This window comes from Antarcticimicrobium sp., assembly GCF_029212575.1.
GTDB lineage: Bacteria > Pseudomonadota > Alphaproteobacteria > Rhodobacterales > Rhodobacteraceae > Antarcticimicrobium.
Map to the genome: position 1 here is coordinate 65897 of NZ_JARGPK010000056.1, position 25267 is coordinate 91163.

20 protein-coding genes are annotated in these 25267 nt (G+C 65.5%); 5 read left to right on the top strand and 15 right to left on the bottom strand.

Annotated features, from left to right (window positions below; translation table 11 throughout):
* Nucleotides 1-55: 55 nt before the first annotated feature.
* The gene (locus tag P1U75_RS12545; RefSeq protein ID WP_300243862.1) at nt 56-2731 is read right to left on the bottom strand and encodes a calcium-binding protein; all 2676 of its coding nucleotides are present in this window, start codon (nt 2729-2731) and stop codon (nt 56-58) included.
* 386 nt (nt 2732-3117) lie between these two features.
* Here P1U75_RS12545 and P1U75_RS12550 point away from each other — a divergent pair, with 386 nt between their 5' ends.
* Together P1U75_RS12550 and P1U75_RS12555 are read left to right on the top strand one after the other, a co-directional pair.
* Complete coding sequence (locus P1U75_RS12550) at nt 3118-4941, top strand: ABC transporter transmembrane domain-containing protein (RefSeq protein ID WP_300243865.1); 1824 nt, start codon at nt 3118-3120, stop codon at nt 4939-4941.
* A 617-nt stretch (nt 4942-5558) separates the two neighbouring features.
* A complete protein-coding gene (locus P1U75_RS12555; RefSeq protein ID WP_300243867.1) occupies nt 5559-6272 on the top strand; it encodes a DUF3800 domain-containing protein in 714 nt (237 codons plus the stop codon).
* Nucleotides 6273-7156: 884 nt separating this feature from the next.
* Here the strand turns inward: P1U75_RS12555 and P1U75_RS12560 are convergent.
* Nucleotides 7157-7408 carry a type II toxin-antitoxin system prevent-host-death family antitoxin gene (locus tag P1U75_RS12560; RefSeq protein ID WP_300243869.1) on the bottom strand — a complete coding sequence of 84 codons (252 nt, stop codon included), beginning with the start codon at nt 7406-7408 and terminating at the stop codon, nt 7157-7159.
* A gap of 336 nt (nt 7409-7744) precedes the next feature.
* Between P1U75_RS12560 and P1U75_RS12565 the strand changes: the two genes are divergently transcribed.
* Together P1U75_RS12565 and P1U75_RS12570 are read left to right on the top strand one after the other, a co-directional pair.
* Nucleotides 7745-9634: an acyl-CoA synthetase gene (locus P1U75_RS12565; protein ID WP_300243870.1), complete on the top strand. Its 1890-nt coding sequence runs from the start codon at nt 7745-7747 to the stop codon at nt 9632-9634.
* The gene (locus tag P1U75_RS12570) at nt 9631-10572 is read left to right on the top strand and encodes an alpha/beta hydrolase (RefSeq protein ID WP_300243872.1); all 942 of its coding nucleotides are present in this window, start codon (nt 9631-9633) and stop codon (nt 10570-10572) included. Before P1U75_RS12565 ends, P1U75_RS12570 begins: the two co-directional genes overlap by 4 nt.
* A gap of 124 nt (nt 10573-10696) precedes the next feature.
* Here the strand turns inward: P1U75_RS12570 and P1U75_RS12575 are convergent, their stop codons facing one another.
* The 11 genes from P1U75_RS12575 to P1U75_RS12625 form a co-directional block, all read right to left on the bottom strand.
* A complete protein-coding gene (locus P1U75_RS12575; protein WP_300243874.1) occupies nt 10697-11533 on the bottom strand; it encodes an alkaline phosphatase family protein in 837 nt (278 codons plus the stop codon).
* A 114-nt stretch (nt 11534-11647) separates the two neighbouring features.
* The gene (locus P1U75_RS12580) at nt 11648-11959 is read right to left on the bottom strand and encodes a hypothetical protein (protein WP_300243876.1); all 312 of its coding nucleotides are present in this window, start codon (nt 11957-11959) and stop codon (nt 11648-11650) included.
* 108 nt (nt 11960-12067) lie between these two features.
* Complete coding sequence (locus P1U75_RS12585; RefSeq protein ID WP_300243879.1) at nt 12068-13705, bottom strand: ABC transporter ATP-binding protein; 1638 nt, start codon at nt 13703-13705, stop codon at nt 12068-12070.
* Nucleotides 13705-14520 carry an ABC transporter permease gene (locus tag P1U75_RS12590; RefSeq protein WP_300243882.1) on the bottom strand — a complete coding sequence of 272 codons (816 nt, stop codon included), beginning with the start codon at nt 14518-14520 and terminating at the stop codon, nt 13705-13707. Before P1U75_RS12590 ends, P1U75_RS12585 begins: the two co-directional genes overlap by 1 nt.
* On the bottom strand, nt 14517-15473 hold the full coding sequence (locus P1U75_RS12595; protein WP_300243884.1) for an ABC transporter permease: 957 nt from the start codon (nt 15471-15473) through the stop codon (nt 14517-14519). Before P1U75_RS12595 ends, P1U75_RS12590 begins: the two co-directional genes overlap by 4 nt.
* Nucleotide 15474: 1 nt before the next feature.
* Entirely contained in the window at nt 15475-17055 is a 1581-nt protein-coding gene (locus P1U75_RS12600; protein ID WP_300243886.1) for an ABC transporter substrate-binding protein, read from the bottom strand.
* Nucleotides 17056-17175: 120 nt separating this feature from the next.
* The gene (locus P1U75_RS12605; protein ID WP_300243888.1) at nt 17176-19173 is read right to left on the bottom strand and encodes a CocE/NonD family hydrolase; all 1998 of its coding nucleotides are present in this window, start codon (nt 19171-19173) and stop codon (nt 17176-17178) included.
* A gap of 51 nt (nt 19174-19224) precedes the next feature.
* Complete coding sequence (locus P1U75_RS12610; protein WP_300243890.1) at nt 19225-20325, bottom strand: DUF4147 domain-containing protein; 1101 nt, start codon at nt 20323-20325, stop codon at nt 19225-19227.
* A complete protein-coding gene (gene dtd / locus P1U75_RS12615) occupies nt 20326-20763 on the bottom strand; it encodes a D-aminoacyl-tRNA deacylase (RefSeq protein WP_300243893.1) in 438 nt (145 codons plus the stop codon).
* On the bottom strand, nt 20751-21674 hold the full coding sequence (locus P1U75_RS12620; protein ID WP_300243896.1) for a carbohydrate kinase: 924 nt from the start codon (nt 21672-21674) through the stop codon (nt 20751-20753). Before P1U75_RS12620 ends, dtd begins: the two co-directional genes overlap by 13 nt.
* Nucleotides 21671-22339 carry a nitroreductase gene (locus P1U75_RS12625; RefSeq protein WP_300243898.1) on the bottom strand — a complete coding sequence of 223 codons (669 nt, stop codon included), beginning with the start codon at nt 22337-22339 and terminating at the stop codon, nt 21671-21673. The genes P1U75_RS12620 and P1U75_RS12625 overlap by 4 nt, the downstream gene beginning before the upstream one ends.
* A 101-nt stretch (nt 22340-22440) precedes the next feature.
* Here P1U75_RS12625 and P1U75_RS12630 point away from each other — a divergent pair, with 101 nt between their 5' ends.
* Nucleotides 22441-22908: an Hsp20/alpha crystallin family protein gene (locus P1U75_RS12630; protein ID WP_300243900.1), complete on the top strand. Its 468-nt coding sequence runs from the start codon at nt 22441-22443 to the stop codon at nt 22906-22908.
* A 35-nt stretch (nt 22909-22943) separates the two neighbouring features.
* Here the strand turns inward: P1U75_RS12630 and P1U75_RS12635 are convergent, their stop codons facing one another.
* Both P1U75_RS12635 and P1U75_RS12640 read right to left on the bottom strand, forming a co-directional pair.
* Complete coding sequence (locus P1U75_RS12635) at nt 22944-24080, bottom strand: TFIIB-type zinc finger domain-containing protein (RefSeq protein WP_300243902.1); 1137 nt, start codon at nt 24078-24080, stop codon at nt 22944-22946.
* Nucleotides 24081-24116: 36 nt separating this feature from the next.
* Nucleotides 24117-25241 (bottom strand): SPFH domain-containing protein, encoded by a 1125-nt coding sequence (locus tag P1U75_RS12640; protein WP_300243904.1) that lies wholly within the window; start codon nt 25239-25241, stop codon nt 24117-24119.
* Nucleotides 25242-25267 lie beyond the last annotated feature (26 nt).

Consider the following 25267-nt stretch of genomic DNA (forward strand, 5'->3'; position numbering starts at 1 on the left):
GGCAAAGCCCGCCGCCGTCCAAGCCAAAGGGCGCGCCCTTCGGCGATCCGGTCTTTCACAGGCCGTCGGGCAGGACGCCGTCGCGCAGCAGCAGATCCATCGCCTCGAGATAGTCGAAGGTGAGCGAGGCCTTGGCCTCGTCCAGATCCTTGCCGCTGATCGTCACCTCGCCATCGGTGATGGTGAACACCAGGTCGTCGCGGATATCCTCGTCGATGACGATCTTGTCGATGCCGGGCTCGAAATCGGTGATCCGGTTGGTGTTGATGATCGTCCGCAGCGCCGAGAAGTGGAACTCGTCCGCCCCCGGCCCGCCGGTGAGCCGGTTGCTGCCGGGGCCGCCGATCAGCCTGTCGTCCCCGCCGCCGCCGATCAGCCTGTCGTCGCCTTCGCCACCCTCGAGGATGTCGTCGCCCCCGTCGCCCTCAAGCCGGTCGTTGCCGAAACCGCCGCTCAGCACGTCCTTGCCCGGGCCACCCCTCAGCGTGTCGCCCGATGCCCCGCCCAGAAGCGTATCCGCCCCCTTGCCGCCGGAAATGGTGTTCGCAAGGCCATTGCCCATGATCAGATCACCGGACTTCGTGCCAAAAAGTTTTGCCGCGTCGCGGCCGGAGACCAGCGCGCCATAGCCGCCCTTGAAGATGAAATGATCGGCCACCAGGAAACTCTCGCGCAGCTCTTCGAGCTTGCCGCCCCCGCCGGAAAAGTTGACGTGGACCATCCGGTCGCGCCCCTCGCTGTCAATCGTGCTGGGGGTGGTTAGCCAGAACTTCCCTTTGTACTTCACCAGGTCGAGGTCGGATAGTTTCAGCGCGTCGCTCTTGTCGCGCAGACCCGAGAGGTCGATCCTGTCCTTGCCGACCTCGAAATCCCTGATGACGTCCTGCAAGGGGTGCGCCTCAAGGGAATTGTTGGAAATCACGAAGACATCGCGCCCGGCCCCTCCTTGCAGCCGGTCGAGATAGGCGCCGCCGATCAGCGTGTCGTTGCCCTTGCCTCCGATCAGCAGGTCGGTGTCGCCCTCGCCGACCAGAAGATCGTTGCCGTCGCCGCCATAAATGGTGTTGTCCCCGGCGCCGCCGATCAGGATATCGGGGCCGCCGTTTCCCCTCAGCGTGTCGGCGCTGCCATTGCCGAAGATCAGGTCGCTGCGGTCGGTCCCGCGGATGATATCCGTGCCGGACAGGCCAAACGTCGGGCTGCCTGGCTTGGCGTCGATCACGTCGCCCTTTTCGGTGCCCAGCGTGACCTCTCCCTTCCCGGCCTCGGCCTTCTGGAAATAGTCGGAAAGCGCCTCCAGGCCGTTGGGCAGCCGCGCCATGGTCAGCTTGCCCAGCCGGATTTCCAGCTCGGTCGGAACACCAAGCGCGTCGACGATCGTCGCGATATTGAGTGCGCCACCGATCGATATCGCCTCCGGCAGCGTATCGTCCGCAGGGGGGGCCGCCCCGCCGCTGCCGTACTCGATCCGGTCCACGCCGAACTCGAAATCGGTGATGATGTCCACCGGACCCCCGGGATCCAGAACAAAGACATCCCTGCCGCCGCCGCCGGTCAACTCATCGACGCCGCCGCCGCCGATGAGCCGGTCGTTGCCCTTGCCGCCGATCAGGATGTCGTCGCCGTCGAGACCGGTCAGCGTATTTTTCTTACCGTCGCCGGTCAGACTGTCGTCACGCGATGTGCCGGAGACGTTCTCGAAATTCTTGATCGTGTCGGAGTTGCCGAGATCGTCCACGGCGGTGCCGGTCTTGAGGTTCACCGTCACCCCGGCGTCCGGGTCGGGATCGCCATAGGAATAATCTTCGCGGGTGGTATCCACGACCCGCAACAGCCCCGGCGACAGGTCGAGCTCGTACAGCAGCGTGTCCTTGCCGCCGCGTCCGTCCAGCGTGTCGTCGCCGAACCCGCCAAAGATCTTGTTGTTCTTCTTGTCGCCGGAGATCACATCGTCATTGATCGACCCGATGACGTTTTCGATCCCCTTCAGGCGCGAGATATGGGTCACAGTATCGGGATAGATATACTCCCGCGTGCGTGCGGTCCCCGCCTTGAGATCCAGCTTCAGCGCGGTGAGGTCGTCGAAGAGAAGCCCGGTTATCTTCCCGTAGGAGACCCAGTCCTCCCCCTTGCCGCCATCCACGGTATCCTTGCCGTTGTCGCTGAGATCGAACAACTCGAAGGGCTGGTCGCTGCCGATGATCGTATCGTCGCCGGGGCTGCCGCGCACCGCCTCGAAATTGCTGAGCGTATGGGAGAATCCGCCGAAGTTCTTGATCGGGAATTTGTAGGTAATGGTATCGACGACGCCGCCGTCCTCGAATACAAATTCGTCATGCACCTCGGTTATATCGCGCCCTTTCCAGGTCGCGGTTCCGGCAGCAAGGTTCACCTCGACGAAATAGACCGGATGGGGCAGGCTGAATTCCCAGGAGCTTCTGGACCAAAAGGTCTCTCTCTGGAAACTGATCATGTCGATGCCGCCGCCGCCGTCGATCCGGTCATCGCCGCTTGAATTGAGGATGAAATCGTCGCCGCCGCCGAGATTGATCGTGAAGCGGCCATCGAAGGCCGGTGTGGTGATGTATTGCTCGTAGTGATCACCGACCCAGCGGCGGTCCAGCTCGAACGGGCTCATGCTGCCGCCGGACACGACATCGTTCGTGCGGCCCAGGCTCACCGAAGTCATGTCCCGGCTCAGATAAACGTAATTGAACTCAACGTCCGGCATCGAAAAAACTCCGGAGAACTCTCGGAAAAAACTGTCCGACTTGTGATAATCCGCTTGCAGCGCGCCACCACCTGTACCCGATTTCGGCGTTTGCCGCAATTCTCGTGGCTACGTGGCGATGGTGCACAAGCCCACCCGAGACGGCGGGTCCACCGCGTCCCGAAGGCTGCCGAGCCATCGTTGACGGGGCGCCGCAAGGGACCCGCCCGGCGTAGGATCGAAGACTGGCGTTTCAAACCCGTCGCTGCCCGCCCGCGTCGCCTGCCCGCATGCCCCGCGCTCCGGCGCGGCAACTGGCCGCTTGACCCGCGCCGCCAGCCCGGCCATGAAACGGCCCACCGACAATGGGCCGGCCCGGCCGCCCTTTTCCAAGCAAAGGAGCCGCCATGGCCCGCGCCGCAACCGCCCGATCCGCCCCGCCGCCCGCCCCCGGCCAGGAGGAAGACCGCGCAAGGTCGCGCAGGATCGGCATTCTCGCAGCGCTCTGGCCCTACATGCGGCCCTACCTGGGGTTGATTATCGCCGCCGGGGTGGCGCTGGTCTTTACCTCGGCGGTCTCGCTGACCCTGCCGCTGGCGGTGCGCCGGGTGGTCGACAATTTCCGCGACGGCTCCAGCGAGCTGCTGGACCAGTATTTCCTCGCCGCGCTGGGCATCGCGGCGCTTTTGGCGGTGGGCACCGGGCTGCGCTACGCGCTGGTGACCAAGCTGGGCGAGCGCGTCGTCGCCGACCTGCGCAAGGCCGTCTTCGACCGCGTCATCGGCATGAGCCCGCAGTTTTTTGAGAAGATCATGACCGGCGAGGTGCTCTCCCGCATCACCACCGACACCACCCTGATCCAGTCGGTGATCGGCTCCTCGATCTCGATCGCGCTGCGCAACCTGCTGATCTTCATCGGCGGGCTGGTGCTGATGCTGCTGACCTCGCCCAAGCTCACCGGCATGGTGCTGCTGATCGTGCCCGCCGTGGTGGTGCCGATCCTGGTGCTGGGCCGCCGCCTGCGCGCCATCAGCCGCGAGAACCAGGACTGGATCGCCGCCTCCTCCGGCAACGCCGGCGAGGCGCTGGGCGCGGTGCAGACGGTGCAGGCCTATACCCATGAGGGGCCAAGTCGCGCCCGCTTTTCCGAGATGACCGAGATCTCCTACCAGGTCTCCCAACGTCGCATCCTCACCCGCGCGCTGCTCACCGTGATCGTGATCTTCCTGGTGTTCACCGGCATCGTCGGGGTGCTCTGGATCGGGGCGAACGACGTGCGCGCCGGCGCCATGTCCGAGGGCTCTCTGGTGCAGTTCGTGATCTACGCGGTGCTGGTCGCGGGCTCGGTCGCCGCCCTGTCGGAAATCTGGAGCGAGCTGCAGCGCGCCGCCGGCGCCACCGAGCGGCTGGTGGAACTGCTGCAGGCCATCGACACCGTCAACGATCCCGCCACCCCCGCCGCCCTCTCCGCCCCGGTGCGCGGCGAGATCGGCTTCGACGGCGTCAGCTTCCGCTACCCCGCCCGGCCAGAGACGCTGGCGCTCGACGACATCGCGCTGCACATCGCGCCGGGCGAAACCGTGGCCTTCGTCGGCCCCTCGGGGGCGGGCAAGACCACCATCATCCAGCTTGTCCTGCGCTTTTTCGATCCCGACGAAGGGCGCATCACCCTCGACGGGGTGCCGCTCACCGCGATGACCCGCGCCGACTTCCGACGCGCCATCGCCCTGGTGCCGCAGGACCCGGTAATCTTCGCCGGATCGGCGCGCGACAACATCCGCTTCGGCCGCCCCGAGGCCAGCGACCAGGAGGTCGAGGCCGCCGCCCGCGCCGCCGCCGCGCATGACTTCATCAGCGCCCTGCCCGAGGGCTACGACAGCTACGTGGGCGAGCGCGGCGTGATGCTCTCGGGCGGGCAGAAACAGCGCATCGCCATCGCCCGCGCCATCCTGCGCGACACCCCGGTGCTGCTGCTGGACGAGGCCACCAGCGCACTCGACGCCGAAAGCGAACGCGCGGTGCAGCAGGCGGTCGACGCGCTCAGCCAGACCCGCACCACCCTGATCGTCGCCCACCGCCTCGCCACGGTGAAAAAGGCCGACCGCATCGTGGTGATGGACCAGGGTCGCATCACCGCCATGGGCACCCATGACGAGCTGGTCGCGGCCGGCGGCCTCTACGCCCGCCTCGCCCGGCTGCAATTCACCGACGGCGCCATCGCGGCGCAATAGGGGGGGGCCACCCGTCCCCCTGTCATCCCCGCGAAAGCGGGGACCTCCCCCCGCAACCGCCCATGTAAATAGATCCCCACTCGCGCGGGAAGGACACCAATGCGCCACCCGAGCCGGGCGCGCGGCGGCCCGTGGGATGGCGCTGCAACCGTTGAACAGCGCACTTTATCCCAGCCAAATACATCCTCCCCTCAAACGAAGCGCGAGATCGCCAAAGCGCCAGCCCGTCACGCCAGAGGCGTGCCGATCAATAGGCGGCGCACCTTTGGTGCGACGGAACGGGCCGTCGCTCGCCCGGCGCCTGCGGCGCTGATCGGGCGGGGGCGGTTTGTGTTAGATGTGTCCTTACGGCCCTGACCGGCCGTTTGCGCGTTGTTCGACAGATGACCGCTTTCGAGGTTAAAACCGCCGAATGTCCCAACTGTTGCTTGCACCAGGATCCCATGAGGCGCGGATGCTAAACCAAGATGGATGTGCCAACGGTAGACAGGCAGCGCGAGATACGTGAAGGTCGTCGATGCCTCACGATTGATTGCGGGTGCGCGTTCACCTTGGTATTCAACCCTACGCCACTCGAAAGTTCGGTTAGGCGTATAGGGACTTTTACTGAGGCGAGTATGAATTATACGGTTTACTGCGACGAAAGTCGCCATACAGGTGGTGCCGATTGCAAATATGCGGTTATCGGCGGGCTGTGGGTTGCTCGCGAGAGGCGAGATGCCATCAGCAAAGAGCTTCGTGGCTTAAAGACTGCAAATGATGTATCTGCAGAACTGAAGTGGTCAAAGGTAAGCAGGCTAAAACTCGAGCCCTACAAGCGCGTTGTGGATTACTACTGGGACTGCCCCCACTTACACTACAGAGCGATTGTAGTCGATCAAGACACTGTCGATTACAAAAGCTTTCACGATGGTGACATGGAACTTGGATTCTACAAATTCTATTACGAGATGCTTGAGAAGTGGCTCCTCGCCGGAAATGACTACAATATTCTCCTTGATTTCAAGAACAACTCCAACGCAAGGCGACTTCCTGTATTGCGGCGCATGCTTCATAATTACTGCAATGCAAGGGGTGCCTCGGTCAGCAACTTAACCAGCATCGACTCGAAGCAATCCAACTTATCCCAAGTATGTGATCTATTCACTGGAGCTTTGTCGGCAGACGCGAACGGCCTACCGACTGGCTCACCTAAGCATGAACTAATAAAATATATGGAGCACCGTCGAGGGGTGTCCCCCCTATCCGCCCGGTCCACGTCCCCAGCCATGGGTAAGTTCAACGTATTTCGCATTGCGCTCAGGGGGGGCAGCCTGAGAGATGCCTGTTGAACTTATGCAGCTGAATGGCTTGACTGATCCGGAAGACATATTCAAATACGGTCGACAGATCTATTCCGAGGAATTCCTAAATCAATCTCATAACCGCGGCCAAATGATAACTCATGATGGCGAAAATGTGGTGTTCTATGCTGATCGGTATGACCACGCATTTCGAACTTCTCCTGACAGGGCTCGGCGCGCTTATGATAAATCGAAGGTAGCAATAGACAGGATCGAGAGAATCCTGTGGATCAAGGACTTGATAAGCAAGACACGCCCCAAAGTAACATGCAAAGAGAAGTCACCTCCGCCCCGGTGGAAGCGCGCCTATTACTGCTACGAACGCAACTATGTCGTATGGCTTGAGCCCCTCAGGGTTGAAGGTGGCCGACCAGTCGGCTGGAAGTTTTCATCGGCATATCCGCAGCCTGTGCCCGATTTCAAAAGGACAACACACGGCTTCAAGACTGTTCAGTAGGGAGAGTATGCCCCGTGATTATCGGGCTCACGGGGCGGAAGCCAAATCCAAAGCCATAAGGCTCGGAGGAGTCGCATCAGCGACACTGGTCATTTAGTCTACCTGGCTGACAAAGTCAAGGCGGGCTGCGCGCGGTGGAAATACCGGAAAGAGGAGCAAGAGCCTGGAATTTCCTGACGAAACAATAACATGCCGGATTCTCCCACCTTCGTTTGAGCGCGCCATTGAGGGTAGTAGGATGCGACCGCCTGTCAACTGATGCTTGTTTGCCAGGACGGCCCTTCGGAGTATCGGTAGGCGGCATCTTGCTCTGTGCCGAACTTTGGCCAAGTGTTGAGTAGAACGTCGTCTGGGTTTGCGCCGTTGCTGTCGTTCGTCTTGAATGCAGCCAACTTCCGCTTCCACGCCCATCCCCCTACCTCCCCACCTCCTCCAACCCCTCCTTCACGATCCGCCAGCGCATCAGCTCCTGCGCCACCTGGTAGGCCTTGTAGTCCAGGCTGCGGGTGGCGGCGGCGTCGAGCAGGGCCAGTTCCCGGGCGGGCACCAGCCCGGCCAGTTCCTTGCCGTTGCGGGTGATCATCACCCGGTCGCCGTCATGGGCGACAAGGCGCACGTAGCCGCCGAGCCGGTCGCGCAGCCGGGTGATCGGGCAGAGGTGGAGCATGGGCGGGGCCTTTCGTCGGGGCAGGGGTCACGCGCGCAGAGCTTGCCGCCGTGGCGTTACCGCCCGGTAAACCCGCCGGGCGCTGCCCGGATATCAACTGGCCGGAAACCCTCTTTGTACGAAACGGCGCCGAAACTCCCCAAACCGGAAAAACCGGGGGCCGGGCGGGGGTGGCAAACTGTACGGAATCCCCCCGGAACTCCCCGTTTCGTGGCGTCACTTGGCGTCACGTCACCCGCCCGCGCCGGGGGATTCGCCGCGCCAATACCTTGCGCCGCGCCGGGTTTCCAACCATCCTTGCCGCCAGGATTGAGCGCGGTCGGGGAGGACGCAGGAATGACATTTGCCGGAATGGACGATCGGATCGCGATCGAGAACGAGATGCCGTGGGAGGCCCGCGACCTTCCCAAGACGCTCTATCACCTGCTGGCCCGCACCGCGCATAAGTTCCCTGAAAACAAGGCGATAAGCTATCAATTGCTGTCCGGCCCCTCCGACCGGGCCGAGACCCTGACCTGGGCGCAGCTCTTGGCCCGCACCAGCCAGGCCGCCAACCTGTTCCGCTCGCTCGGGGTCGGGGAAAAGGACGTCGTCGCCTGCGTGCTGCCCAACTGCACCGAGACCTTCGTCACCATCCTGGGCGGCGCCATCGCCGGAATCGTCAATCCTATCAACCCCTTGCTGGAACCGGAGCAGATCGCATCCATCCTGCGCGAGACCAACGCCAAGGTGGTCGTCACCCTCAAACCCTTCCCGAAAACCGACGTCGCGCAGAAGGTCGCCGAAGCGGTCCGCCACGCCCCGCATGTCGACACCGTGCTCGAGATCGACCTGAACCGCTACCTCACCCCGCCAAAGTCCTGGCTGGTGCCGCTGCTGCGCCCCAGGATCGAGGGCAAGGCCTTGATCGCGCACGCAGATTACAAGGATTTCAACAAGGAGGTGTCGAAACAGCCCGACACCCTGAGCTTCGACGACGGCGGCCAGGACCGGGTCGCCTTCTACTTCCACACCGGCGGCACCACCGGCATGCCCAAGGTCGCCCAGCACAAGTATTCCGGCGCCATCTACAATGGCTGGCTGGGGCACCGTCTGCTGTTCACCGAAAACGACAACATCATGTGCCCGCTGCCGCTGTTCCACGTTTTCGCCTGCCACGTGATCGGCATGGCGGCGGTCGCCTCGGGCGCGCATGTGGTGTACCCGACCCCGGCGGGCTATCGCGGCGACGGGGTGTTCGACAACTTCTGGAAACTGATCGAACGCTGGAAGATCAGCTTCATCATCACCGTGCCCACCGCCGTCTCGGCGCTGATGCAGCGCAAGGTCGATGCCGATATCTCCACGGTGAAAACGGCCTTTTCCGGCTCCGCGCCGATGCCGCTGGAGCTGTTCAAGCGGTTCGAGAGCGCCTCGGGCGTGACCATCGTCGAGGGCTACGGGCTGACCGAGGCAACCTGTCTTGTCTCCTGCAATCCGCCGGCGGGCGAGAAGAAGGTCGGCTCGATCGGCATCCCCTTTCCCTACACCGATGTCAGGATCATGCGCGGCACCCCCGAAGGCCCGCAGGACTGCGCCGTGGACGAGATCGGCGAGATCTGCATTTCCAACCCCGGGGTCTATGCCGGCAACACCTATACCGAGGCCGCGAAGAACAGCGACCTGTTCTACGATGACAAGTACCTGCGCACCGGCGACCTTGGCCGGATCGACCCGGACGGCTACCTCTGGATCACCGGGCGCGCCAAGGATCTGATCATTCGCGGCGGCCACAACATCGACCCCGGCGAGATCGAGGAGGCGCTGCTGGCGCATGAAGCGGTGGCCTTTGCCGGCGCCATCGGCCAGCCCGACGCCTATGCAGGCGAGATGCCCTGCGCCTATGTCGAACTGGTCGAGGGCGCGACGGTCAGCGGAGAAGAACTGATGGAGCACTGCAAGGTCCACGTGCACGAGCGCGCCGCGCGGCCCAAGTTCATCGGCATCGTGGACGAACTGCCCAAAACGGCGGTGGGCAAGATCTTCAAGCCCGACCTGCGCAAGATGGCGATCACGCGCGTCTTCAATGCGGCGCTCGAAGACGAAGGAATTCAGGCCCGCGTCGTCTCGGTGATCGACGACAAGACCCGCGGGCTGGTCGCAGAGCTGCGTCGCCACGGCGCGGATGAGGCCGATGTGGCGCAAGTGCTGGGCAACTTCACCCGCCCCTGGGAGTGGGAGCAGTGAGCGCCGCGCGCGACTATGCCAAGCTGATCGACGAGGAGGTCTGGGCCTTTATCCGAAAGACGGCGGAAAGCTATCCCGAGGATGCGGTCGCGGGCAGCATCGCCGACCAGCGCCGCGTCTATGACACCATGTGCGCGGTGTTTCACCAGGGCCGGCCCAAGGGTGTCACGGTCGAAGACCGGAGCGCAGACGGCGTGCCGGTGCGGATCTATTCCGCCGGCGATCCCAGTTGCACGGTGATGTATTTCCACGGCGGCGGCTTCGTCGTCGGCGGGCTCGACAGCCATGACGATGTCTGCGCCGAGATCTGCGCCATGACCGGGTATCGCGTGGTGTCGGTGGATTACCGTCTGTCGCCCGAGCATCACCATCCCGCCGCCTTTGACGATTGCTGGGCGGCGACGCGATGGGCGGCGCAGGAATATGCCTGCGAGCTGGTGCTGGCCGGGGACAGCGCTGGTGGCAACCTTGCCGCGGCGGTGGCCCATCACGCGCGCGGCCGGCTTGACAGCATCCTGGGGCAGGTTCTGATCTATCCCGGGCTGGGCGGCGATGGCAGCGCACCCTCATTCGAGGAAAACGCCGAGGCACCAATGCTGACCCTGGCCGAGGTCCGGTTCTATGAAAACATCCGCCTGGCCGAGGGGCAGGCGGTTCCGGTGGGCGATCCCACCTATGCCCCGCTGCAGGACAGCGATTTCTCCGGCCTGCCGCCCACGGTGATCGTCACCGCCGATTGCGACCCGATCCGCGACGACGGCGCGGAATACGCGGCGCGGCTGCGCGAGGCCGGGGGCAAGGTGCACCGGATCAACGAGGAGGGGCTGGTGCATGGCTACCTCCGGGCGCGGACCATGGCAGAACGCGCGCGCGCAAGCTTCGAGCGGATCGAGGTCGCGATCGAGGCGCTGGGGCAGGGGATCTGGCCCTACGACTAGGTGCGCTGCGCCGGAAACCTGCCGTGATCGGGTAGGTACCGGGGAGTGGTTGATGCCAGCGGCCAACCTTGGCCGCCAAGCTACCGTTCCACCATCCTGAAACGGGTTGTCCCCAGCCTTATCCTCACTCGAGGAATGGCTGCGCCTTCATCGTGTCGGGGATCGGCGCGCCCAGCCGTTTCAGGATCGTCGGCGCCAGTTGCAACTGGTCGATCACGCTGTCCTCCTCCGGCCCCTGTGCCGGCCCGAAGTAATAGAGCGCCGCCTCCTGCTGCAACGCGCCGCGCCCGCCGTGATGGCCGCGTTCGTCCTGCCCGTGGTCGGCGGTGACGATCACCTCGTATCCCGCCGCAAGCCATTTCGGAATGAAAGGGGCCAGCATCTCGTCCATTACCGCGCAGGCGTGGTCCATTTCCTGGCAGTCGTGAAAGAACCGGTGCCCCATGCTGTCGAGCGTGCAGGTATGCAGCATGCCGTAGTTCAGCCCGAAGCGCAGGCAGAGGTTGGTGAGCGTGGCGAAAAGGTCCACGTCCGACGGCGTCATCTGGTTGATCAGGCCGTATCCGGTCATGCTATGAAACCGGCCGTGATTGATGGTCTGGCTGTCCGGTTCGTCATATTCGATATCGCGGACGTAATCGAAGGGGGCGCGGTTGAAGAACTCCGACCAGAAGGAATGCGCCACCGCGCCGGTCACCCCGCCGCCGGCGCGCACCTGGCTGAACACGTCCGGATGGGACAGCCGGAACACGTTGCCATTGCCGGTGCAGCCATGCTCTGCCGGGGCGACGCCGGTGTGGATCGAGGCATAGCAACTGGCCGAGATCGAGGGCAGCACCGCGCGGATTTTCCACACCCGCGCATCGCCGCTGTCGACCCAGCCCTCGAGATTGCCGAACAGCCGCCGCCAGTTGCGCCACGGCACCCCGTCGAGAATGATGAGAAGGAGTTTCCTGTCCATGGCGTGCCCCCGGCGGATGCTGATTTGGTGCAGCCTAAGCGCAGGGCGGGGCCGGGCACAATGGGGGCCGTTGCGGAACCGGAGGTTGCGATCGGCCCCTGGCCCGCAAGGGGCTCAGCCCCGTTTCGGCTGGTTGTTTCGCAAGGCGTCCTGGACCTGCCTGTCGCTTAGCGAACTGTCGGCCTGTTTCAGGCAGGAGGCGATCTTGTTCATGTCAGGGCGTTGCGGAGGTTCGGACTGGCTGGCCGGTCGTTCCATCCTGGGGAAACAGGATTCGACCTGCGCGGTCGAGAGGCCGAGATCGGAGGCAATGGCGGCAAAGGGTGGCTCCGGCGGGCGGCCCTGGGCATCACCCTGATCGAGAAAAACCGTCGACAGCGACAGCCCGCCCAAAAGAAAGAGGCGGGCGAAAGGCTTGATAAGCATGAATTTGTTCCTGTGTTGTGTAACACAGGGTTTCACGGCGGAGAGAGCGGGTTCCGTCGCCGAAAACCGGCCCCCACCGCGAAAAATACCGTTCAGCCGCCCCCGGGCTCAGTTCCCGGCGCTCTCCATCTTGCGATGCGCGATCACCTCCTCCAGCCAGCCCAGCTTCATCTCTGGCACCGAGGACAGCAGCAGGTCGGTGTAATCGTCGAACGGCGGGCTCAGAACCTGGCTTTTCGAGCCATAGCGAACCACCTTGCCGCGGTACATCACGGCGATGGAATCGGCGATGGCGCGCACCGTGGCGATGTCGTGGGTGATGAAGAGAAAGGCCACGTTCTCGATCTTCTGCAGGTTCAGCAGCAGCTTGAGAATGCCGTCGGCGACCAGCGGGTCGAGGGCTGATGTGACCTCGTCGCAGATGATCATCTTCGGTTTCGCCGCCAGCGCCCGGGCGATGCAGACACGCTGCTTCTGCCCGCCGGAAAGCTCGGCCGGATAGCGGTCGATGAAACCGTCGCCCATCTCGATCTCGTCGAGCAACTCTTTCAGGCGGCGCCGTTTCTCCTTACCCTTCAGGCCGAAATAGAACTCCAGCGGGCGGCCGATGATGGTGCCGACGGTCTGGCGCGGGTTCATCGCCACGTCGGCCATCTGGTAGATCATCTGCAATTCGCGCAGATCCTCGCGGCTGCGCCCCTCCAGCGCCGGGGACAGGGTGCGCCCGGCAAACTCGATCTCGCCCGAGCGCGGCGGCAGAAGCCCGGTGATCACCCGCGCCAGCGTCGATTTTCCCGAGCCGCTTTCGCCCACCACGGCCAGCGTCTGGCCCGGGTGCAGGTCGACCGAGACGTCGTGCAGAACGTCGAAGGGCGTGCCCTTGTAGCGCGCGGTGATGCCCGAGACGCGCAGCACCGGGTCGGGGGTGGGCGGCTGTTCCTCGTGCTCGATCGAGCGGACCGAGACCAGCGCGCGGGTATAGTCCTCCTGCGGGGCGTTGATGATCTGGTCGGTGGATCCGTATTCCACCTTGTCGCCGTTGCGCAGCACCATGATGTCGTCGCTGACCTGCGCCACCACGGCGAGGTCGTGGGTGATGTAAAGCGCGGCCACCCCGGTGTCGCGGATCGCCTCCTTGATCGCCGCCAGCACGTCGATCTGGGTGGTCACGTCGAGCGCGGTTGTGGGTTCGTCGAACACCACGAGATCCGGTTCAGGGCAAAGCGCCAGCGCGGTCATGGCGCGCTGCAACTGGCCGCCGGAGACCTGGTGCGGATAGCGGTTGCCGAAGGTTTCGGGATCGGGCAGGCCGAGCTTGGCAAACAGCGTCACCGCGCGCGCTTCGGCCTCGGACTTGGGAAAGCGGTTGTGGTGGATCGCCGCCTCGGTCACCTGTTCCATCAGCTTCTTGGCCGGGTTGAAGGCGGCGGCGGCCGATTGCGCGACATAGGTCACTTCGGCGCCGCGCAGCTTGCGCAGCCCCCGCATCCCGCCCTTGAGGATATCGCGCCCGTTGATCCAGACCTCACCGCCGGTGATCTCGACCCCGCCGCGGCCATAGCCCAGGGCGGCCAGTCCGATGGTGGATTTGCCGGCGCCGGATTCGCCGATCAGCCCCAGCACCTTGCCCTTTTCCAGCTGGAACGAGACTCCGTGAACGATCTCGATCTCTTGCGGCGGCTCGCCCGGCGGATAGGCGGTTGCGCCGATCTTCAGATCGCGCACGTCAAGCATTGCGTCGCCCATCAGCCGCGCCCCCCCTTCAAGGATGTGGTCCGGTTCAGGACCCAGTCCGCCACAAGGTTCACCGAGATCGCCAGCGTGGCGATGGCAAAGGCCGGGATCAGCGCGGCGGGGATGCCATAGACGATGCCATCCTTGTTTTCCTTCACGATACCGCCCCAGTCGGCCTCGGGCGGTTGCACGCCCAGGCCCAGGAACGACAGGGTCGAGACGAAGAGCACCATGAAGATGAACCGCAGTCCCATCTCGGCCACCAGCGGGCTGAGCGCGTTCGGCAGGATCTCGCGGAAGATGATCCAGACCCGGCCCTCGCCGCGGAGCTTGGCGGCCTCGACGTAGTCCATCACGTTGATGTCGACCGCGACCGCGCGGGCCAGGCGAAAGACGCGGGTGGAATCGAGCAGCCCCATCACGAGGATCAGCACCGGCACCGTGACCGGCATCACCGAGAGCACGACCAGCGCGAAGATCAGCGAGGGGATCGACATCAGCAGATCGACCGCGCGCGACAGCAGCTGGTCGGCCCAGCCGCCCAGCACCGCTGCGAGAAAGCCCAGCACCGATCCGGTGGTAAAGCTGAGAACGGTGGCGGCGGTGGCGATGAAGATGGTGGTGCGCCCGCCGTAGATCATCCGCGTCAGCAGATCGCGGCCGATGTTGTCGGTGCCCAGCAGGTGCGTGGCCGAAGAGGGTTCCCAGACGTCGCCGACGACCTCGGCCATGCCATAGGGGGCCAGAAGCGGCGCGAAGATCGCGGCGAGAAAGTAGAGCGCGGTAAAGAACAGGCCGACCGCGGCGGCGAACGGGATCCTCATCATTTCGGATGCCTCAGGCGCGGGTTGGTCAGGATCGAGACGACATCGGCCACCATGTTCAGGCCGATGTAGACGGCGGCGAAGATCAGGCCGCAGGCCTGCACCACCGGCACGTCCCGCTTGCTCACATGGTCGACGAGGTATTGGCCCATCCCGGGATAGACGAACACCACCTCGACCACGACGACACCCACCACGAGGTAGGCAAGATTCAGCATCACCACATTGACGATCGGCGCGATCGAATTGGGGAATGCGTGGCGATAGATCACCTGGAACCGGTTCAGCCCCTTGAGCTCGGCGGTTTCGATATAGGCCGATTGCATCACGTTGAGGATGGCGGCGCGGGTCATCCGCATCATGTGCGCCAGCACAACCAGCGTCAGCACCATGACCGGCATCGCGATCGACGACAGTTTCTCGCCCAGGCTCATGCCGTCGTTGATCATCGCCACCGAGGGGAACCAGCGCAGCTTGACGGCCACGAAATACATGATGAGGTAGCCGATCAGGAACTCCGGGATCGAGATCGAGGCCAGCGTGACCGTCGAGATCAGCTTGTCCGGCCAGCGGTCGCGGAAGCGCACGGCAAGCAGCCCAAGAAAGATCGCCAGAGGCACCGCGATAACCGCGGCCCAAAATGCCAGGAACAGCGTGTTCTTCAACCGGTTACCGACACTATGGGCGATGTCCTGCCCATTCGTCAGTGCGGTGCCGAAGTCACCCTGCAGCGCGTTGAAAAGCCAGTCGAAATATCGGGTCAACGCGGGTTCGTTCAGGCCCAGTTCCTGGCGCAGGTTGGCGAGCGCCTCGGGCGTGGCCGACTGGCCCAGAATAGATTGCGCCACGTCGCCGGGCAGGATTTGCGTGCCGACGAAGATTAGCGCCGAGACCAGAAATAGCAGCATGAGGCCCAGCGCGACGCGCTGGACCAACAGTTTCAGTGCCGGCGCCATCCTAGGCGGCCACCCACATTTTCATCGGAGCGTAATAGTTCATCAGGCCAAAGCCCGCCGATTCGCCCCAGCCTGCTACGCGATCGGACGAGGCATCGAGGAAGTCGTTGAACATCGGGCAAATCAGCCCGCCCTCGTTGTGCAGGATCATGCCCATATCGGCATACATCTGCTTACGCTTGTCCTGGTCCAGTTCGGCCCTGGCGGCCAGCAGAAGCTGGTCGAAGGTCTCGTTCTTGAACCGCGTGTCGTTCCAGTCAGCCGTGCTGAGGTAGGCCGTGGAATACATCTGGTCTTGAACCGGGCGGCCGCTCCAGTAACTGGTGCAGAAGGGCTGCTTGTTCCACACCTCCGACCAGTAGCCATCATTTGGCTCGCGTTTGATTTCCAGCGGAATGCCTGCATTGCCCAGCGATTGCTGGAACAGCGCCGCCGCATCCGGCGCGCTCGGGAACGAGTTGTCCGAGGTGCGCAGCAGGACAGGGTCGGTCCGGCCCGATTTCTTCCAGTGGAACGCAGCCTTGTCCGGGTCGTATTCGCGCTGCTCCATCGGTGTGAACAGCGGGTACGAGGCGTTGATCGGAGTATCGTTACCGACCGAGCCATAGCCGAACAGGATCTTGTCGATCATCTCCTGGCGGTTCATGCCCCATTTTAGCGCAAGCATCACGTCGTTGTTGTCGAACGGCGCGGTGTCGCGATGTGCGATGAACACGTAGTGACCCGGGCCAGCGGTCTTGTGCACGGTGATGTTCGGCGCGCGGTCGATCAAGCCGGCGGTGCGCGGCGGCACCCGGTTGACGAGATCCACCTGGCCCGACTGCAGCGCCGCAACCCGCGCTGTATCATCGTTGATCACGATCAGCTCGATGGTGCCGGCATTGCCGAAATCGCGCCAGTAATTCTCGTTCTTCTCGAACACGAAGCGCACGCCCGGATCGGCCGATTTCATGACGTAGGGGCCGGTGCCGATCGTCGCGGTCGGGTCGTCCTTGCCGCCGCCCGGCTGGATCAGCAGGTGATAGTCGGTCATCAGGTACGGCAGGTCGGCGTTGGGCTGCTCCAGTTCGATGATGAACTCGTCGCCCTCCACGCGCATGCTCTGGATGCCGCGCATGATCCCAAGCGCGCCTGACTTGGTCTCGTCGCCCGAATGGCGTTCCATCGTCGCCAGCACGTCGTCGGCCGTCATGGTCTTGCCGTTCGAGAAGGTCACGCCCGAGCGGATCTTGAACGTCCAGACCTTCGCATCCGGCGAGGACGAATAGCTTTCGGCCAGAATCGGCTCGATCGCGTTGCCCGGCGCAAGCTCCAGCAGGGGCTCGCCCCACATGCGGGTGACAAGCGTCTGGCCCTGGTTCGCCGACAGGGCGGGATCGAGACTGTCAGCCGAACCCGAGCCGTTGACGCCCACCTTGATCGTGCCGCCCTTCTGCGGACCGGCGGCCTGCACGGCCTGGGCGAACATCGTGTTCGCGATCGCGGCGCCGATGCCCAGCGCACCGGCCCGGCCGATGAATTCGCGGCGGCTCATTTTCCCGGCGCCAGCGCGCGCGGCGAGATAGTTCAAGTGGTTGGTCATGTTTTTCTCCCGTTGATTATGTCCACGACTGGCGCGCGGTTTTTCTTGATTGGTCAGTCAATCGTTGCGCAATCGCCGCACGCTCGCAAGTGTTTATTGACCCTGAATGTAAGAGGGATGTCACAGATGATCCCTGTCGATGCTATCGGCAATGTCGCGTTCATACAACAGGTTGTCGTTTTCGTACGCCTCTATCCGGGCCGTCAGGTGGAACCGCGTGGCGTCCGACCACATCTCGCACCGGGTCTCGGTGCGCAGCCGCCAGTCGCCGCGCTCGCGCTCGTCGGTCCAGTGGCAGGCCCCGCGCGCCGACAGCGGATCGTCGGGGTGGATGGTCCAGCGTTCGCGTGCGATTGTGCCGCCGACCAGCCCGTGGTCGAGATCCTCGCGCTTGCCGAAATCGTCCTCGATCACCAGCGTCACCGCACCGCTGACCATGTCCGTCTCGATTCGGCGGACGTGATTTTCGGGCCGCAGGGGGCGGGTTTGCCAGGGCGCCTCGGCTTCGGGCGGGGGAAAGCGCCACTCGTCCCCCGTCGCGGTGGGGCGCACGGGCAGGTCCAGCCGCCCGGCCTCCAGCGTCAGCGTGGCGCTTTCGGGCGAGGGCCAGATCAGCGGCCAATAGGCCGAGGAGATCGCGACGCGGATCCGGTGGCCCGCCGGCACCCGGTAGGCGATCTGATCGAGCGGCACGGCGATGTCATAGCTTTGTCCCGGCTCCAGCGGACACGGGGCGCCGTGCCCGTCGCGATGGGCCAGGTTCAGCACGCCATAGGTGATCCGGGACGCGGCGCCGTCGGGATGGACGTGGTTGAGCCGCACCGCGATCTGCGCCTGCGGCTTGTCCGCCCGCAGCCGCAGGTGCAGAACCGGCGCGCCGAGGATATCGGTATCCTCCGCCAGCGGCGCACCGTCGAACGAGGCCGAGAGCGCATCGTCGCCGCGCTGGTCGCCGGGCATCTCCGGCCCCAGCCAGATCGCGCAGTATTCACCCGCCGCCATGCCGCAGTGATGCGGCGAGTTGACGGTCACGACCAGCGGGGCGGGGGTGTCGGACAACCCGGCGTCGGTCAGGTGGAGCGATTGCCGGGGGATGTGGGAGGTCGCCCCCTCGGTCTCGGCGATCCAGCGGCCGGGGCGCTCCGCATACCAGGCGGCGGGGCGCAGCCCGTCCATCAGGTGGGCGCGGTAATCCGGGTCGTCCTCGACCCCGGTGTCGATCCCCTTCAGCCAGCGATCCCACCAGCGCAGCGCCTCTTGCAGGAACCCGATGCGCGGCTCGGGCACGGCGAAATGCGGGTACTTGTGCACCCAGGGCCCGACGATCCCCTTGGCGCCGGGGAGGTTCTCAACGATCCGCGGCACCGCGTTCTTGTAGGCGTCGCCCCAGCCGCCCACCGCCAGCACCCGCGCCTTGATCGCGCTGTAATCCTCGCAGACCGAGCCATGCCGCCAATAGGCATCGCGCCGTTGATGCCGAAGCCATGTGGCGGGCAGAAAGGGTTCGTTCTCCAGCCGCTGCATCCACATGTCGCGCCAGGCGTCCCCCACCAGCGCCGGGTCGGGCGCGCGCGAGGAATACGCCCACATTGTCGCGCCCCAGCCGAGGTTCTCGTTCAGCAGGCAGCCGCCCTTGAAATGGATGTCGTCGGCGTAGCGGTCGACGGTGGAGCACAGCGTGATCACCGCCTTCAGCGGTTCAGGCGCGAGGGCGGCCACCTGCAACCCGTTGAACCCGCCCCAGCTGATCCCCATCATGCCGACCGAGCCGCTGCACCAGCCCTGTGCGGCGAGCCAATGGATCACCTCGACCGCGTCGTCGAGTTCCTGGCTGGTGTATTCATCCTCCATCACCCCCTGGCTGTCGCCATTGCCACGCATGTCCACCCGCACGCAGGCGTAGCCGCGTTTGGCGAAATATGGGTGCGTCAGCGCATCGCGCGCGGTGGTGCCGTCACGCTTGCGATAGGGGAGATATTCCAGGATCACCGGCACCGGGTCCTGCGCCGTATCCACCGGGCGCCAGACCCGCGCCGAAAGCCGGCAGCCATCGGAGAGCGTGATGCCCATGTCGGGCATCTCTTCGATCTCGCGCAGGGCGTTTTCCGGTTGTGTCATGGCGTCAGAGTTCCCCCGTCACGCTGGGTCGGCTCGGTGGGAAACGACCCTTCACGTGCGAACCGCGACGAGAAGGTCCATGACATTGGTGCCGGTGGGGCCGGTGACCAGCAGGGCGTCCTGCGCGGCGAGGAAGCTGCCGCTGTCCGCCCGGTCCAGTGCCTCTTGCGCCCCCGGCCCCCAGGTGGTGCCGGTGACAAGGCCGCCGGCGGCCTCGGTCGGCCCATCGGTGCCATCGGTGCCGCCCACCAACACGGTGATCCCCGTGGTGCCCGCGATCTCCCGCGCCAGTGCCAGCGCCAGCGCCTGGTTGCGCCCGCCGCGGCCCGGAATGTCGGGCAGAACCACGGTGGGCTCACCGCCGAGGATGATCGCGCCCGGTGCCATCGCCCGCAGGCGCGGCCCCCAGCGCCGGGCCAGCGCGTTCATCTCGTCGTGCAGCGCCTCATCCTGTTCCAACACCGCGATCCCCCGCGCGCGGGCCGCCTGTTCCGCCGCCATGCGGGCGTGCGCATTGCTGGCCACGATTCCGACGTCATAGGCAAAACCGGGGGCAGGGGGCGCGGCCCCGATGCCCGATCCGATCACCGCGATATCGTCGCCCGGCACGTCCGAGATCGCCAGCACCCGCACCCGCGCGCCCCGGAAATGCGACAGCAGCCCGCCGCCCTTGATCCGCGACAGCCGGCGCCGTTCCGCGTTCATCGCGGTGATGTCCAGCCCCTGCGCCAGCAATCGCCGGTTCAGCGCCGCCAGGTCGTCCAGCACCTTGCCCGGCACCAGATCCTCGGCCAGCGACGAGGCGCCGCCGGAGACCAGCAGCAGCAGCTCCGATCCCGGCGCCATCGCCTCCACCGCCGCGCGCAGGGCGGCGCCGCCGCGCAGGCTGCGGGCGTCGGGCACCGGGTGGGCGGCCTCGATCACCTCGACATCTGGGGGCAGCCCCTCGCCGTGGCCGTCCTTGGTCACCACCAGCGCCGGCACGCCGGGAAACCGCCTCAGCGCGGCACGGGCCATCGCGCCCGCCGCCTTGCCCACGGCAAGGATGCGGTCAGGGGCGATCCCCTCCAGCGCGGCCCCGGTCGCGGCGTATCCATCCACAGCGGCCACCCCGGCCTGCCAGAGCGTCACTGCGGTGTCGCGCGGGTCCATTCAGACCTCCATCCAGATCGTCACCGGTCCGTCATTGACCAGCGCCACCTTCATGTCGGCGGCGAATTGCCCGGTTGCCACCGCCACCCCCTGCACCGCCATCCGGTCCGCGAAATAGTCATACAACCGCTTGCCCTCTTCCGGCGCGGCGGCGGTGGAAAACCCCGGCCGGTTGCCGCGCGCGGTATCGGCGGCCAGCGTGAACTGGCTGACCACCAGCGCCGCGCCGCCCGCATCCAGCAGCGAGCGGTTCATCTTGTCCGCCTCGTCCTTGAAGATGCGCAGCTTGGCGATCTTGGCGGCCAGCTTGTCGGCCTGCGCTTCGGTATCGCCCTGCATGGCGCAGACCAGGATCAGCAGGCCGGGGCCGATCTCTCCGATCTTCTCGCCTTCGACTGTGACGCTGGCCTCGGTGACACGTTGGATCAGGGCGCGCATGGGGTCTCCTTCCATTTCGGGGCGTCGGCGCCGGGACGCGTGACGCTGTCGCTGGCCATGGCGATGCCATGAGCCAGTGCCGCGCGCAACGCATCCTCCGGCAGGTTCAGCGGTTTGCTCAACTGCCCCGCATGGGCCAGATGCGCCATGAACCCAGCGTTGAAGATGTCGCCGGCGCCGACGGTATCGGCAACCTCGGCGCGGGGCGCCGGCAGGCCGACGATCTCGGCCCCGCGCATCGCCACTGCTCCCAGCGCCCCGCGGGTGTGCAACAACAGCGGTGCCGCGGCCCGCAGGTGGTCCAGCGCGCCCGACCCCAGCCAGTGCAGATCCTCGTCCGAGACCTTCACCACATCGGCCAGCGCCGCCATCCGCATCAGCCGCGCGCGATAGGCGGTGGCGTCCTTTACCAGCCCGGGCCGGATGTTCAGGTCCAGCCAGATCAGCCGGTCGGGTGCGGCGCGCCGCGCCAGCACCTCGAAGGCCGCCGCCGCAGGGGGGGCGATCAGGCTGATGCCGCCGAAGACCAGCGCGCGGGCGCTGTCTGGCAGCGGATCAGGCAGGTCGGCCAGCGCATAGAGCGCCCCGGCGGTGTCGTTGTCGTAGAGGTCGAACCGCGTGCCCCCTTCGACCGGCTGCGCCAGCGCCAGCGGGCAGGGGCGGTCGGATCGGGCGGCATGGGTCAGCGACACCCCCTCGGCCTGCAGATGCGCCGCCAGCCGCGCGCCCGCTGGATCGGACGAGAGCGCGCCGACGAAGCCCGCCCTTACCCCCTGCCGCGCCAGTGCCACCGCGCAATTCAAGGCGCCGCCGCCAGGCACCGGGCGAAAGCCCGTGCCGCCCCCCTCAAGCGCGGCGGGCACCATGTCGAGCACCGCCTCGCCGCAGCACAGGATCGCCGGGCCGCTCATCCCCGCCAGTCGATGATTTCATCCAGCCCGACCCGATCGGTGCGAAACCCGTTGGCGGGGTGGTCCGGATCGGCATAGCCGAAGGAAATGGCGCAGAGCACCAGTCGGTCCTCGGGGATGTCGAACCAGCGGTGCAGGAACGGCGCGTGCGAGGCGACGGCGGCCTGCGGAATGCTCGCCACCCCGGCGGCTTGGGCGGCCAGGGTGAAGGCGGTGACAAAGCCACCGCAATCAAGCGCACCATAGGCGCCCAGTTCGGCCGGGCTGGTGACGATGGCGCAATGCGGCGCGCCGAACAGCGCGAAATTCTCCATCCTCTGACGGGCCGAACCCGCGCGGTCGCCCTTTTCCACCCCCACCGCCTCGTACAACTGCCAGCCGCAGGTGCGGCGGCGCTCGCGGCAGGCGCCGGAGTAGCCGGTGGGAAAGGGCAGGTCGGGATCGTGGCTGCCGGTCCGCGCCTCTTCGATCATCGCGGCGCGAAAGCGGTCGGTCTCTTCGCCGCTGGTCAGGGTCACTTGCCAGGGTTGGGCATTGCACCAGGACGGCACCCGCCGGGCCGCGGCGACGATCTGTTCGATGGTCTCGCGCGGCACCGGGTCGGGCCGGAACGCGCGGCAGGAAAAGCGCTGCGCCATCAGCGCATCGAGATCGTCTAGGGTCATGGGTTTGCTCTCGCCTGTTTGTTGTGTCGCGGCGCAGAATGGCGGTGGCCGGAGGGGGGTGCAAGGGGCGCAATTTGAGCCGGATCAAAGAGGGCCGATGGATGAATCGCCTAAACTCGCCCCATCCGCATGAACAGGAGGACTGGGAAATGGTCGAGAAAACCGATCACGCAGGTCTTTGGCCGTCGCTCTACGATCCGCTGCGGGCGCTTGGCACCCGCCTGGCCGATTGGCTGAGCCCGGCGACCGAGGCATCGAGCAACGACAGCGCCTATGACATCTCGATGGAACTGCCCGGCGTGTCGCAGGACGATATCGAACTGACCGTCGAGGACGGCGTCGTCACCGTGCGCGGCGAGAAGAAGACGCAACAGGAGAAAAAGGGCGACACCTGGTATTTCAGCGAGCGTCAGTACGGCGCTTTCCGCCGGTCGTTCCGCCTGCCCGAGGATGCCGACGGCGACAAGGCCAGCGCCAGGATGGTCGACGGCGTGCTGCACGTCACTGTGCCCAAGCGCAGCACCGAGGCCGCCAAGGAAGCGCGCAAGATCGACATCGCGCGCGGGTAAGCTTGCGGCGGCGGTCTGACCGGGCCGCCACCGCCCTATTGGTTCATCGCCACGACGTAGCCGATACCGCCGGCGACGATCAGCCCCAGCACCACCGCCACGGCGATCTTGACCGCCGACCAGGGGCGTTCGCCCTGCACCCGCCCGGTGCGGCCGTTGACCACGAAACGGTACGTTTTGCCGCGATATTTGTACGCTGCCAGCCAGACCGGCAGCAGGATATGCTTGAAGGTGACGGCGGAAACATCGGTGTCGATGTCGTGGATGCGCTGGCGGTCGCCGCCGATGTCAAAGCGCACGTCGCGTTCGATCACCCGGGCCATGTGGTCGCGCGCCTGGGTGTAGCCCTCGTCGAGTTCCACCGTATAGGCCTCGGCGCGGAACCCGGCCAGGTACTCCGGCCGGTAGGGTTCCAGCGCGGGCAGGTCCCAGGGCTCCAGCGCGTCGGTGTACCGCTTCGGCAGGCTTTTCGAGGCCAGCACCAGCACATCGTCGAAGAACCGGGCGACACGGCCCGCGGCGGGGGTCCAGCGCACGCGTGCGACCTGTTCCTGCACCCGCTTGCCGTCGCGCATCACGGTGCGGGTCTCGTAATAAACGGTGCCGCGCTCGCCGCGATAGCGCGACTTGGTGTCGGCGTCGAAGGTCCAGTAGGGCACGTAGATGCCCTGCATTTTCCGCCCCTTGCGCGCGTATTCCTTGAGCCCGTTCGGCGCGAACCACAGCCGCCCCAACCAATCGCTCATCGCCTTGTGGGCCGAGCGTTCGTCAAGCGCAAAGGGCAGCACGCCGCGTGGCTTGATATGGCGGCTGACGCCGGTGTCGGTGACCACCGGCGTGGCGCAGAACGGGCATTCGGCGGCATGGGTCGCCGGATCGAATTCGACCTGCGCGCCGCAGTTGGGGCAGGACAGGACGCGGGTTTCCTCGGTCTCTGTCGCGTCGAGCTGCCCGGCGCGGGCGGCGTCGAAATCCAGCTCGCGCAGCTTGGCGCCGCCCCAGGGGGTGCTGCCCACCGGCTGCTCGTGGCCGCAATGGTCACAAACCAGCATCCCGCGCGCCGGATCAAAGCGGTAATCGCCGCCGCATTGTTCGCAGGGAAATCGATGCTCGGCCGGGGCCGTGGCGCCCGGCGCGGCGGGTGCGGGAGGAGGCGGGGGTGGGGCGGGCATGGGAAACCTCTGGCCTGTCGTCGTCGAACCTGCGGATCATACGCCCGGCGGCGGCGGCGGCGGCAGGATGGTGAAAAGCTGCGCCAGTTCCTGCACGTCCTCGGCCAGTTTCCAGCCGTCCTGACCGGCCGTCCAGACATGGGTTGCGCGTTTCAGCTCGCCCGAGGTGGCCATGCGGCCCATGTCGGCCCTGGAGAACGGCCCCCTGGTCTCGCCATTCTCGGCGATGTGCCAGACATGTTCCACCGGCGGCGGCGGCGGCACCGGGGCGGCGGCCTGCTGCTGCGGTTGCGGTGCCGCGCCCCAGGGTCCGGGCCGCGCCATGTTCTGCGCCATCGCCATACCCATGCCGGCGCCAAGCCCGGCGGCCATGCCGCCACCGGCGGGGTTGGAGGCGGCGGCGGTCATCGCCTCGGCCGCCGAATACTGGGTGAACTTGCCCAGATCGCCCGCCAGCCCCATCGAGGTGCGCTTGTCCAGCGCCGCCTCGACCGCCGGCGGCAGCGAGATGTTCTCGATGTAAAACTCGGGCATCTCCAGCCCGTATTGTTCCAGCACCGGGGAAACCTCGGCCACGATCAGCTTGCCCAGGTCGGCGGTGTTGGCGGCCATGTCCAGCACCGGGATGCCGGAGCCTGCAATCGCGCGGGAAAACTCCTGCACGATGATGTTGCGGATCTGGAAGCTGATCTCGTCCATGGTGAATTCGCCGTCGGTGCCGACGATCTCGGTCATGAAGCGGGCCGGTTCCCTGACCCGGATGGTATAGGTGCCGAAGGCGCGGATGCGGGTCGGCCCGAACTCCGGATCGCGCAGCATGATCGGGTTCTTGGTGCCCCACTTGAGGTTGTTGAACCGGGTGGTGTTGACGAAGTAGATCTCGGACTTGAACGGCGATTTGAAGCCGTGGTCCCAGTGCTGCAGCGTCGTCAGGATCGGCATGTTGTTGGTCTCGAGCATGTAGAGACCGGGGGTGAAGACATCGGCCAACTGCCCCTCGTGGACGAATACCGCCGCCTGGCCTTCACGCACGGTCAGCTTGGCGCCGTACTTGATTTCGTGGCCTTCGCGTTCGAAACGCCAGACCATGGTGTCGCGGGTGTCATCGGTCCAGTGGATGACGTCGATGAACTCGCCGGTGAGAAAGTCGAAGATTCCCATAATACCGATCCTTTTCCTGTCAGTTC

Excerpts from the sequence above, each read along its gene's own strand:
- P1U75_RS12610 (WP_300243890.1), bottom strand. The coding sequence starts at position 20,325 with ATGGACCCGCGCGACACCGCAGTGACGCTCTGGCAGGCCGGGGTGGCC.
- dtd (WP_300243893.1), bottom strand. The coding sequence starts at position 20,763 with ATGCGCGCCCTGATCCAACGTGTCACCGAGGCCAGCGTCACAGTCGAA.
- P1U75_RS12630 (WP_300243900.1), top strand. The coding sequence starts at position 22,441 with ATGAATCGCCTAAACTCGCCCCATCCGCATGAACAGGAGGACTGGGAA.
- P1U75_RS12550 (WP_300243865.1), top strand. The coding sequence starts at position 3,118 with ATGGCCCGCGCCGCAACCGCCCGATCCGCCCCGCCGCCCGCCCCCGGC.
- P1U75_RS12605 (WP_300243888.1), bottom strand. The coding sequence starts at position 19,173 with ATGACACAACCGGAAAACGCCCTGCGCGAGATCGAAGAGATGCCCGAC.
- P1U75_RS12640 (WP_300243904.1), bottom strand. The coding sequence starts at position 25,241 with ATGGGAATCTTCGACTTTCTCACCGGCGAGTTCATCGACGTCATCCAC.
- P1U75_RS12635 (WP_300243902.1), bottom strand. The coding sequence starts at position 24,080 with ATGCCCGCCCCACCCCCGCCTCCTCCCGCACCCGCCGCGCCGGGCGCC.
- P1U75_RS12585 (WP_300243879.1), bottom strand. The coding sequence starts at position 13,705 with ATGGGCGACGCAATGCTTGACGTGCGCGATCTGAAGATCGGCGCAACC.
- P1U75_RS12625 (WP_300243898.1), bottom strand. The coding sequence starts at position 22,339 with ATGACCCTAGACGATCTCGATGCGCTGATGGCGCAGCGCTTTTCCTGC.
- P1U75_RS12620 (WP_300243896.1), bottom strand. The coding sequence starts at position 21,674 with ATGAGCGGCCCGGCGATCCTGTGCTGCGGCGAGGCGGTGCTCGACATG.
- P1U75_RS12580 (WP_300243876.1), bottom strand. The coding sequence starts at position 11,959 with ATGCTTATCAAGCCTTTCGCCCGCCTCTTTCTTTTGGGCGGGCTGTCG.
- P1U75_RS12565 (WP_300243870.1), top strand. The coding sequence starts at position 7,745 with ATGACATTTGCCGGAATGGACGATCGGATCGCGATCGAGAACGAGATG.
- P1U75_RS12600 (WP_300243886.1), bottom strand. The coding sequence starts at position 17,055 with ATGACCAACCACTTGAACTATCTCGCCGCGCGCGCTGGCGCCGGGAAA.
- P1U75_RS12560 (WP_300243869.1), bottom strand. The coding sequence starts at position 7,408 with ATGCTCCACCTCTGCCCGATCACCCGGCTGCGCGACCGGCTCGGCGGC.
- P1U75_RS12555 (WP_300243867.1), top strand. The coding sequence starts at position 5,559 with ATGAATTATACGGTTTACTGCGACGAAAGTCGCCATACAGGTGGTGCC.
- P1U75_RS12595 (WP_300243884.1), bottom strand. The coding sequence starts at position 15,473 with ATGGCGCCGGCACTGAAACTGTTGGTCCAGCGCGTCGCGCTGGGCCTC.
- P1U75_RS12545 (WP_300243862.1), bottom strand. The coding sequence starts at position 2,731 with ATGCCGGACGTTGAGTTCAATTACGTTTATCTGAGCCGGGACATGACT.
- P1U75_RS12575 (WP_300243874.1), bottom strand. The coding sequence starts at position 11,533 with ATGGACAGGAAACTCCTTCTCATCATTCTCGACGGGGTGCCGTGGCGC.
- P1U75_RS12590 (WP_300243882.1), bottom strand. The coding sequence starts at position 14,520 with ATGATGAGGATCCCGTTCGCCGCCGCGGTCGGCCTGTTCTTTACCGCG.